Origin of the sequence: Amycolatopsis orientalis DSM 43388 (assembly GCF_000411975.1) — a bacterium.
GTDB classification, from domain to species: domain Bacteria; phylum Actinomycetota; class Actinomycetes; order Mycobacteriales; family Pseudonocardiaceae; genus Amycolatopsis; species Amycolatopsis orientalis_D.
On record NZ_ASXG01000130.1, the window covers coordinates 118,447 to 128,153 of the forward strand.

11 protein-coding genes are annotated in these 9,707 nt (G+C 67.2%); 5 read left to right on the forward strand and 6 right to left on the reverse strand.

The genetic code is table 11. From position 1 onward, the window contains the following. Window positions 1–337: 337 nt before the first annotated feature. A complete protein-coding gene (hisS, locus tag L942_RS27845) occupies window positions 338–1,633 on the reverse strand; it encodes a histidine--tRNA ligase (protein WP_037366040.1) in 1,296 nt (431 codons plus the stop codon). 36 nt (window positions 1,634–1,669) lie between these two features. Then, the gene (locus L942_RS27850) at window positions 1,670–2,053 is read right to left on the reverse strand and encodes a hypothetical protein (RefSeq protein ID WP_037366043.1); all 384 of its coding nucleotides are present in this window, start codon (window positions 2,051–2,053) and stop codon (window positions 1,670–1,672) included. Between the two features lie 159 nt (window positions 2,054–2,212). Here L942_RS27850 and L942_RS27855 point away from each other — a divergent pair, with 159 nt between their 5' ends. Further along, entirely contained in the window at window positions 2,213–2,665 is a 453-nt protein-coding gene (locus L942_RS27855) for a hypothetical protein (RefSeq protein ID WP_037366045.1), read from the forward strand. Window positions 2,666–2,705: 40 nt separating this feature from the next. Next, the gene (locus L942_RS27860) at window positions 2,706–3,068 is read left to right on the forward strand and encodes a hypothetical protein (RefSeq protein WP_037366046.1); all 363 of its coding nucleotides are present in this window, start codon (window positions 2,706–2,708) and stop codon (window positions 3,066–3,068) included. Between the two features lie 3 nt (window positions 3,069–3,071). On the opposite strand, the gene L942_RS27865 is transcribed toward L942_RS27860, so the two are convergent. Then, window positions 3,072–3,980: a LysR family transcriptional regulator gene (locus tag L942_RS27865; protein ID WP_037366047.1), complete on the reverse strand. Its 909-nt coding sequence runs from the start codon at window positions 3,978–3,980 to the stop codon at window positions 3,072–3,074. Between the two features lie 121 nt (window positions 3,981–4,101). On the opposite strand from L942_RS27865, the gene L942_RS27870 reads away from it, so the two are divergent. Both L942_RS27870 and L942_RS27875 read left to right on the forward strand, forming a co-directional pair. Beyond that, window positions 4,102–5,859 carry an adenine deaminase C-terminal domain-containing protein gene (locus tag L942_RS27870; RefSeq protein WP_106965056.1) on the forward strand — a complete coding sequence of 586 codons (1,758 nt, stop codon included), beginning with the start codon at window positions 4,102–4,104 and terminating at the stop codon, window positions 5,857–5,859. A gap of 246 nt (window positions 5,860–6,105) precedes the next feature. Beyond that, window positions 6,106–6,621, forward strand: coding sequence for a DUF6198 family protein (locus L942_RS27875; RefSeq protein ID WP_200862938.1), 516 nt, complete (start codon window positions 6,106–6,108; stop codon window positions 6,619–6,621). Between the two features lie 172 nt (window positions 6,622–6,793). Here L942_RS27875 and L942_RS27880 read toward each other — a convergent pair whose 3' ends face one another. Further along, the gene (locus L942_RS27880) at window positions 6,794–7,774 is read right to left on the reverse strand and encodes an aldo/keto reductase (protein WP_037366050.1); all 981 of its coding nucleotides are present in this window, start codon (window positions 7,772–7,774) and stop codon (window positions 6,794–6,796) included. Further along, window positions 7,771–8,172 carry a MerR family transcriptional regulator gene (locus L942_RS27885; RefSeq protein WP_009072633.1) on the reverse strand — a complete coding sequence of 134 codons (402 nt, stop codon included), beginning with the start codon at window positions 8,170–8,172 and terminating at the stop codon, window positions 7,771–7,773. Before L942_RS27885 ends, L942_RS27880 begins: the two co-directional genes overlap by 4 nt. A 95-nt stretch (window positions 8,173–8,267) precedes the next feature. Between L942_RS27885 and L942_RS27890 the strand changes: the two genes are divergently transcribed. After that, window positions 8,268–8,858: a TetR/AcrR family transcriptional regulator gene (locus tag L942_RS27890; RefSeq protein WP_037366052.1), complete on the forward strand. Its 591-nt coding sequence runs from the start codon at window positions 8,268–8,270 to the stop codon at window positions 8,856–8,858. Here L942_RS27890 and upp read toward each other — a convergent pair. Next, window positions 8,851–9,474 carry a uracil phosphoribosyltransferase gene (gene upp, locus L942_RS27895; protein WP_037366097.1) on the reverse strand — a complete coding sequence of 208 codons (624 nt, stop codon included), beginning with the start codon at window positions 9,472–9,474 and terminating at the stop codon, window positions 8,851–8,853. The two genes, L942_RS27890 and upp, sit on opposite strands and share 8 nt — an antisense overlap. Between the last annotated feature and the right edge of the window lie 233 nt (window positions 9,475–9,707).

Consider the following 9,707-nt stretch of genomic DNA (forward strand, 5'->3'; position numbering starts at 1 on the left):
CGATCAACCTCGACTACGCAAGGGTACTACAAAGAACGGATCATGACGACCCTGCGATGACAACCAAGCGTGCTCGATTCGACTCCGAGGGCGCCGACCAGGATGGCAAAGCGGGAGAAACCTGGATCCCGTACCGGTCCCCGTCCCGGTCAGCGGAGCACCGGCGCCCCGTCCGGCCCAGCCGGCCCGCCCCGCACTGTCCATTGTGGAGCTACCGGTCCGGCGGCTGATTCATCGGCGGCCGACTGCGGGGAGTGACGAAACCGCACCGGATCCGCCACGCGGCGGATGAAGAAGGCGGGCGCCGGTCCGGAGACCGGCACCCGCCCGGGAAAAATCACGCAGGCGAGACCATCGCCCGCACCGTCGCCGGGACGTCGGCCACCGCGACCTGCTCCTGCTCGCGGGTGGCCAGGCTTCGGACGGTCACCCGGCCGGCCGCCCAGTCCTCCTCGCCGACGATGACGACCGCCACCGCGCCCGCCTTGTCCGCGCGCGTGAGCTCCTTGCCCAGTTTGCGCAGGTCCAGCGGGGTCGAGGTGCGCAGGCCGGCCTTCCGCAGCGCCGTCGCGACGTCGCGGGCCGGATCGGCCAGCTCCTCGGTGACCGGGATGACCGTGACGTCGACCTCGCTGCGCGGCCGCGGCGTGAGGCCGTGCGTGTCGAGGAAGTCCATCAGCGTCACGTCGCCCATGCCGAACCCGATGCCGGAGATCTGCTCCTTGGTGAACATCGAGGCGAGGTTGCTGTACCGGCCGCCGCCGAACAGCGCGCGGCGGTTCTGCGGCGAGGTGTCGAAGACCTCGAACACGGTCGACGTGTAGTACGCCAGCCCGCGCACGATCAGCGGCTCGTACCGGACCAGACTCGCCGCGCTGCTGGAGAGCACCTTGACCAGGTTCGATTCGGCCTTGACCGCCTCGGGCAGCTCGTCGAGCAACGCCGGGCCGGCGCTGAGGGTCTCGGCGAGCTTCTCGTACTGCTTGTCCGACAGCCCGATCTCGGCGGCGCTCGCCGCGTGCTCCTCGGCCGAGGTCTTCTCCCACCGGTCGACGAGCGCGAACACCTGCGGCAGGTGGTCCGGCGAGATCCCGGCGACGTCGGTCAGCGCCGACGACAGCAGGTTCCGGTCGTTCACCCGCACCGCGAACATGTCCGGCGTCGCCCCGACCGCTCCCATCAGGTCGTGGATCAGCTCGAACATCTCGATCTCGCAGTTCGCGCTTTCCGAACCGAAGATGTCGGCGTTGATCTGCCAGTGCTCGCGCACGCGGCCGCGCTGCGGGCGCTCGTAGCGGTGGCAGTTCGGGTGGCTGTACCAGCGCACCGGGAACGACAGCGATTTCGCGTGGCCGGCGATCATCCGGGCCACCGAGGGCGTCATCTCCGGGCGCAGCGCGAGCCGCTCGCCGCCGCGGGTGGTGAGGGTGTACAGCTGCTGGTCGGCGATCTCCTGGCCGGACTTCCGCTCGTAGATCTCCGCCTGCTCCAGGATCGGGCCGTCGTAGCGGAGGTAGCCGTAGCGCTCCAGCACGTCGTAGAGATGGCCGAACACCTGCGTGCGGACGGACATTTCGGCGGGGAGGAAGTCTCGGGTCCCCTTGACAGGCGCGGTTGACAGGTATTCAGGCACGTCATCCAGCTTAACGACCCGGTGCCAGCCGTTTTGTCAGGGGAACGCGATGCCGTACGCGGTGAGCAGCATGGCCGCGCCGAGCAGCACCGCGCCGCCGGTCGTGACGCTCATGCCGGCGCGGGTGCGCAGCATCGCGAGGAAGAACCCGCCGGACTGCGCGAGCACGCCGAACAGCAGCAGGAAGCAGACGATCCAGCGGGCGGTATCGCCGAGCCCGCCGTGCTCGACCAGCTGCAACGCGGTGAGCGTGAGGACGAGCAGCACCCCGGCGTGTGCGTGCCCGGCGCGGAAGAACCCGCGCTGCTTTTCGGTGAGGTCACCGCGACGCAGGACGCCGCTCAGCGCGTAGCCGCCGTACATGACGGTGGGCAGCGATACGAGCGCGATGACGGTGAACAACTGGACTGGGCCGTGCATGGTCGCCTCCTTGGGGTGCGAAGCGACCATAACACCGTTTTAAAACACTGTCACGAAACTTTTGCCGACAGTCACGCTGTCCCTCGTGCTGGTGGCTGTCCCCCGACTGTCGGGGGAATTGGGCGGCGAAGCGGGCTACGGTGCATTGCGCTGGAGTCCATGACTACGACCTCGATGCGGCGCCGCGCCCGGTGGGCCGGTCTCGCCTTGTCCCTCGCCCTCGGCGGCCTCTGCCTGACCGCCCTGCCCGCTCAGGCCGCCCCGGCCGCGCCGGACGCGCCGGCCGCGCACCAGACCGCGAAGAAGAAGCCCGTCCACCTCAAGGCCGGGCCGGTCAAGGCCAAGGTGCACAAGGGAGAGCAGATCCGGATCCACGGGCACGTGGCGACCGGACCGGCGGGCCGCGCCGACGACGAACTCCTGTATCTGCAGCAGGAAACCCGGGCCGGGGTGTGGGTGAATCTCGCCTCCGTCTCGTGCTTGCCGGACCACGACTTCGACCTCGGCATCCGGCTGAACGTGTCCGGGAGCGTCACGCTGCGGGTCTTCCACCCCGAAACGACCCTGTTCGCCGCTGCCGCCTCCGCGGTGTTCACGGTCGTCGTGCTGTAGGAACCGATCCAGTAGGTGCCCGCGGCGGAGAACCGGCATCATGTCGGGCGTGAGCCAGCCCGGGGATGCCACTTCGCCGCAGGACGTCGCGTTGGCTTATGCCGACCAGCTCCGCCAGCAATCGGCGGCCTGCCGGTTGCTGGCGGAGAAGCAACGCGAGAACACCGCCGCGTTCGAGGGATTCGCCGAGCGCGGCCTGCCCGGCTCCGCCGAGATGGCGCGCCGCTCCGAACGCTCGGTGCGGTTTCTGCTGCAGCTCGCGTCGGTCATCGCGGAACAGGCGATCGCGCACGACGAGCTGATGGCCGCCGGCGGTCCGGAGAATTCCCGCGCCTATGTCGAATACGAGGCGACGACCCGTCGACTGCGGGCGCTGCTGCCGACGGACTCGCTCACCGACTGAGCGTCACGGCCGCGGTGTCTGCGCGTGGGTCAGCGCGCCCACGATGTCCTCGGCCAGCAGCAGGCTCGCCAGGCCGTGGCCGTGTTTTTCCCGGCGCACCAACGAAATGACGTTGTTGCTGAACGCGTCGCGCACCGGACGGAAGACGAGGCGGCCGTCCCGGATTTCCTCGGCGATGTCGAATTCGCTGAGGAACGCGATGGCGTCCCCGGAGGCGGCGAGCCGTTTCATCGTCTCGATCGAATTGGTGCGGAAAGCCGGTTCGATGTCCAGGCCCGCCTTGGCGAAGGCTTCGGCGACGATGCCGTGGATGACCATGGACCGGTCGGCGAAGATCAGCGGATAGGGCGGGCACTGCGCGAGCGGGAGCGGGTCCGCCCCGGCGAGCGGATGGTGCGGCGCGACCACGACGCCTAGGCGCGTGTTCATCTGCCAGCAGACCTCGAGGTGCACGGACGGCGGCACGTTGAAGCCGAGCCCGAGGTCGGCTTCGCTCGCTTCCACCGCGCGCAGGATCTCCTGCGTGGTCATCGTGCGGATGGAGATCCGGACTCGCGGATGCCGCGCCCGGAACGCCGCCGCGGCGGTCGCGACCACGCCGCTGGCCAGGCCGGTCATCGTGGCGATCACGACCTCGCCGCTGCCGAGCGCGTGCAGGTCGCGGATGTCCGCGACGGTCTCGCGGTACTGCTGCAAGGTGCGCCGGACGTGCGCGAGCAGCGCCTCCCCGGCCGGGGTCGGCCGCATCCCGCGCGGGAGCCGGTCGAACAGCTGCTCGCCGAGTTCCGCTTCCAGCAGCAGGATCTGCCGGTTGATCGCCGACGGCGCGACGTGCAGCCGGGCGCCAGCCGCGCGGATGGAGCCCAGCCGCGCCACTTCGTCGATGTACTGCAGCAACCGGGAGTGAAGCACGACGGACCTCCTGCGCCGAGCGTACGAAAAAAGAGTACACGTCGTACGAAAATGAATGCTTGTCAGCAACGGTGGGCACCGGGTTCCATCAGTGCACCAACGACAGCGAAGTGAGGACCCCGTGCCGGAATCGCCGACCTATCCCCCGCTCGCGGCGGAAGACGTTGCCGCACAAGAAGATCACGTCCGGACGATCTTCGACATTCTCGCCGGCGAGCGGGAAGCGGACCTGCTGCTGCGCAATCTCCACATCGTCGACGTGCACACGGAAAGTGTCTATCCGGGTTCGCTTCTCGTTTACCGGCAGCGGATCATCGCGTTGAACCCCGGCGAATCGATCGTGCGGGTGCGCGAGGTTTTCGACGGCGAAGGGCTATACGCGATCCCCGGGCTGATCGACGCGCATTTGCATTTCGAGTCGCAGCTCGCGCATCCAGCGGCGTTCGGCGAGGCAATCGTCCCGAGTGGCACGACCACCGTCTTCGGGGAAACCCTGGACTTCGCGAGCGCGGCCGGGGACGAGGCGGTGGCCGCGGTCCAGACGTTGTTCGCGGACCACGAAAAGCTGCCGTATCGGCTTTACGCGTTCGCACCGGGCAAGAAGACCTCGACGGATGTCACCGAGGCCATGCTGAAGATGGATCCGGTGATCGGACTGGGCGAACTGGCACACCTGTCGTACATGACCGGGAACGCCGACGACTTCCGCAAATCCGCGCTGGGCCGGGCGAATTCCGGATTCGTGAACTGCCACTGGGGCGTCACCGCGCTGCCGGACATGCTGCTGAACTACCTGCCCGCGATCGGCGTCGACAACAATCACGACGTCTGGAACGAGGACGACATCGAAAAGAGCGTCCGCTACGGCTTGAACACACAGATCAAGTTCGGCGTCGGCAGCCCGGAAGTCATCCGGACCATGTTGCGCGCCATCGTGAAACGGCGCTGGCCCGCGGAGAACTTCCAGCTGTGCGCCGACAACATTTCGGTGGACCGGGTGCTGCGGCAGGGCCATATCGACTGGGTGATCTCGCTGGCGATCGAAATGGGCATGCCGCCGATCAAGGCGATCAAGATGGGCACCCTGTACGCCGCCCGCTCGTTCCGCAAGGACCGAGACCTCGGCTCGCTCAGCCCGGGTCGCTTCGCGGACATCGTTCTCACCGACAGCCTCGCGAAGATCAACCCGCGGTATGTGTTCAAGGGCGGCGAACTGGTGGCCCGCGACCGCAAACTGCTCAACCGCGTCGACATCGATTACTCCGGTCTGGCCAAGAAACCGAAGCCGGGTCTCGCCGACCTCACCCCCGAACAACTCGTCCTGAAGCCGATCGAAGTCTCCCCGGAGGGCGATCAGGCGAAGGTGCTGCTGTTCGACGTGTACGGACGCGGACATCTCAAGTTCGCCCAAGAGATCTGGGTGCCGTTCCGCGACGGCGCAGTCGTGCCCGAACACGAAGGCGAGCGGCTCAACCGGATTTCGGTCGTGCAGCGTTACGCCAACGGCAAGCGGCACATCGTCACCGGGCTGTTCAAGGGGGTGTCGATCGAGCGGGGCGCGGTATCGACGTTCTGGCCGGCGCCGTCGGCGTACTTCGTGTGCGTCGGCACGGAGAGCACCGAAATGTGTGCCAACCTCAAACAGTTGGACACCCTTGTCGGCGGCTGCGTCGTGACCGAGGGCGGCGAGACGACAGCCTGCCTGCCGCTGGAGTTCTACGGCGTGATGGCCGACCTGAACCTCGCCGAACTCGTCGACGCTACCCGCTCGATCGACACCGCGCTGGAAAAACTGGGCAACCGCAACGAAGGCGAGCCCGTCGTCAACAAACTCCTGACCCTGTTCATCTCGCTCGACCGTTTCGGATTCATGCGGTAACTCGAAAAACCCTCAACGAGGAGGTACCGGTCGTGCCTTACGACAAAGACGCGGGAGTAATCGACAACGGAAACGTGGTGCGGCGCTGGATCACCTACGTCGCCGGAATCTACCTGCTGACGCTCGGTCTCGGCCTGGCCATCCGGGCCGGGATCGGCATCTCCCCGCAAAGCAGCCTGACCCGCACGATGACGCTCGTGCTCCCGCCGCTCAGCCAGGGCACCTTCAACCTGATGCTCGAGGTGCATGCTCATCCTGACTTTCCTGGTGCTGCCCAGAGCGTTCAAGCTCCACAACCTGCTCTCGCTCGTCCCCGCGTTGATCCTCGCCGCACTGCTCGACTTCAACCTGATGGCGACGAAATGGATCTCGCTGGCGCCTTACGCGGCCAATCTCGCGTTGTTGTTCCTCGCCGACGCGATGCTGGCGTTCGGGCTCTTCCTGATGATCCGCGCCAATCTGGTGCTGATGCCGATCGACCTGTTCGTCAACACCCTGCAGAAGAAGACCGGCCGCAAATGGGGCAACATCAAGACCGTCTTCGACTGCACGTTGCTCGCGATCTCCGCCGCCATCGGGCTGATCTTCCTCGGCGGACCGCATTTCATCCGCGAAGGCACGATCATCAACGCCGTCCTGGTCGGCCAGTACATCAAGCTGTATTTCTTCCTGTACCGGAAGTTCCAGGCACGAAAACGCGGACAACAGCAGATCGTCGACCACCGCACCGAGTTCCCTGCCAGATCTCGCCGCCGCGGTTGACCGTGCTCCGACCACCACGTAGTACAGCATGTCCGCCATGACACCGACCTCCCGCGTCGCCTCTATCTGACGGCGCTCAGAGTGGTCGGAAGATCTCAGAAATCCCCCTGAACGTACCCGGTCCCGGGGACACCGGTGCCCCGCTTCGGTCGCGGGGCACCGGGTTCAGCGGCTACTTGCCGGTGACGCGCGCGAGCGCCTCCGGGTACCGGGCGCCGGCGACCGCCTCGGCCGGAGCGGCCTTCTCGATCGCCGCGAGGTCCTCTTCGGACAGTTCCAGCTCGGCCGCGGCGACGTTCTCTTCCAGGTACTTCCGCCGCTTCGTGCCCGGGATCGGCACGACGTCCGGCCCCTTGGCCTGCACCCAGGCGAGCGCCAGCTGTCCCGCCGTGACGCCCTTGTCCGCGGCCAGCGCGCGCAGCGCGTCGACGATCGCCATGTTGCGCGCGAAGTTGTCCTCGGCGAACCGCGGCAGGCCACGGCGCATGTCGCCCTCGGGCAGTTCCTGCACCGAGGTGACCGCGCCGGTCAGGAACCCGCGGCCCAGCGGCGAGAACGGCACGATTCCGATACCCAGCTCCCGGCAGGTGCCGAGGATCTCGTCTTCGATGCCGCGCGTCCACAGCGACCATTCGCTCTGCAGCGCGGTCACCGGATGCACCGCGTGCGCCCGGCGGATGGTGTCCGCGCCCGCCTCGGAAATCCCCGCAAAGCGGATCTTCCCGGCCTGCACCAGCTCGGCGAGCGCGCCCCAGGTCTCCTCGATCGGGACACTGGGGTCGACGCGGTGCTGGTAGTAGAGGTCGATGTGGTCGACCCCGAGCCGCTGCAGCGATTCGTCGCAGCACTGCTTCACATACGCGGCGTCCCCGCGCGCGGTCATGCCCTGGTCGGTGTGCACGATGCCGAACTTCGTCGCGAGCACTACCTGGTCCCGGCGGTCGGCGATCGCCTTGCCGACCAGCTTCTCGTTCTCCCCGCCGCCGTACACGTTGGCCGTGTCGAGCAGGGTCACCCCCAGCTCCAGCGCCCGGTGGACGGTGGCGATGGACTCGCTGTCGTTGTCGCGCACCCCGTAGGCCGCGCTCATCCCCATGCAGCCGAGCCCTTGCGCCCCGACCTCCAGCGCGCCGAGCTTCCTCGTACCGATCACGCGGAAATTCCCTCCATCTCGGGCGCGACGCCGAAGGCCTTGCGCTCGATCTGCTCGTAGTTGGCGATCTTGTAGTCCAGAATGTCGAGACAACCCTGCAGCTCGGCGATCCGGTCGGCGACCGACTGCCGCTGCTCCACGAGGATCGCCTTGCGCCGTCCCGCGCTGGCCACCCCGTGCCGGCGAAGAGAGGCGTACTCGCGCATGCTCTTGATCGGCATCCCGGTGAGCCGCAGCTTCGTCAGGAAGCCGAGCCAGTTCAGGTCCTCGTCGGAGTAGGCGCGCCGCCCGGCCGAGTCTCGAGCGGGCGGTTCGAGCAGTTTGATCCGTTCGTAGTACCGGAGGGTGTCGATCGACAGGCCGCTACGTCGTGCGGCTTCCGCTATCGAGTAGCTCATGCGCTCGACAGTACGACCTGGAGTGCGCTCCAGGTCAAATCCGAACCCGGTGGTCACGCTCGCGTTTTATAACGTTGTTGCGTTACGCTGGGTAGATGCCTCGCCCCCGTACGCACGACGAAACCCTCCGGCTGAAGCTTCTGGACCGGGCAGGCGAACTGATCTCCGCCGACGGCCCCAAGGCGCTGTCGCTGCGGAAACTGGCCGCCGACTCCGGCACGTCGACCACCGCGGTGTACTCGCTGTTCGGCAGCAAACCGGACCTGGTGAACGCACTGTATGTAGAGGGCTTCCGCCGCTTCGGCGCTCGCCTGGCGAAGGTCCCGCTGTCCGGCGACGCGGTTACCGACCTCGTGCGCCTGGGCGTCGCGTACCGGGAAAGCGCCCTGGCCGACCCGCACCTGTACGCGATCATGTTCAGCCGTTCCGTGCCGGGCTTCGAACCGAACGCCGAGGCCGACAAGGTCGCGCAAGCCACCCTCGCCCCGCTGATGGGGGTAGTCCGCGCCGCGGTGTCGTCCGGCCAATTCCAGGACGTCGCGCCGGAACTGATCACGGTCAGCCTGTGGGGTTTCGTGCACGGCCTGGTGTCGCTGGAACTGTCCGGCCGCCTGCCCGACGGTTTCAGCGTTTCCGACGCGTACGAAAAAGCCTTGCACGCCAACGCTTCCGGCTGGCTTACCTAGCGCCGTACTGCCGATCCCCCGCATCGCCGAGCCCCGGCACGATGAACCCGGAGTCGTTGAGCCGCTCGTCAATGCTCGAGGTGAAGACCCGCAATGGCAGCCCAGTCTGTTCTAGATGCGCGAGCCCCTCCGGCGCGGCGAGCGCACAGATAGCGGTGACGTCCGTAGCACCACGATCGGTCAGCAGCCGGATCGTGTACTCCATCGAACCGCCGGTCGCGAGCATCGGATCGAGCACCAGCACGGGCCGGTCCGCGAGCGACTCGGGCAACGACTCGAGGTACGGAGTCGGCTTGAGCGTCTCCTCGTCCCGGGCGAGACCGACGAACCCCATCTGCGCGTCTGGGATCAGCTTGTGCGCCTGGTCCGCCATACCCAGCCCAGCCCGCAACACAGGCACCAGCAACGGCGGATTGGCAAGCCGATACGCATCAGTGCGCGCGACCGGAGTGTGGATGCGCTCAGTCCGCACCGGAGCATCCCGCGTGGCTTCATAGACGAGCATGACAGTCAACTCGTGCAGCGCGGCCCGGAACGCCGCACTGTCGGTCCGAGCGTCCCGCATGGTCGAGAGACGAGCCTTGGCCAGCGGGTGGTCGACTACCTGCACATCCATGCCGCACAACTTAGCCGCCACACCCGAAGACGCCACTCTTTCCCCCACGCCTCAGTGGGCCCAATTACTCCGCGAGCGCCCCCCTCACGCCCCCCGAACCGCAGCCACCGCACCCACCCACCGAGGCATCCAGCCCCCACCCTGCACCCCGATACGAAGCCTCCCTGCGGGCGGTGGGTGCTTGTCAAGGCACGCTTTCCCGCCTTGACAAGCACCCACCGCCCGTCAGCACA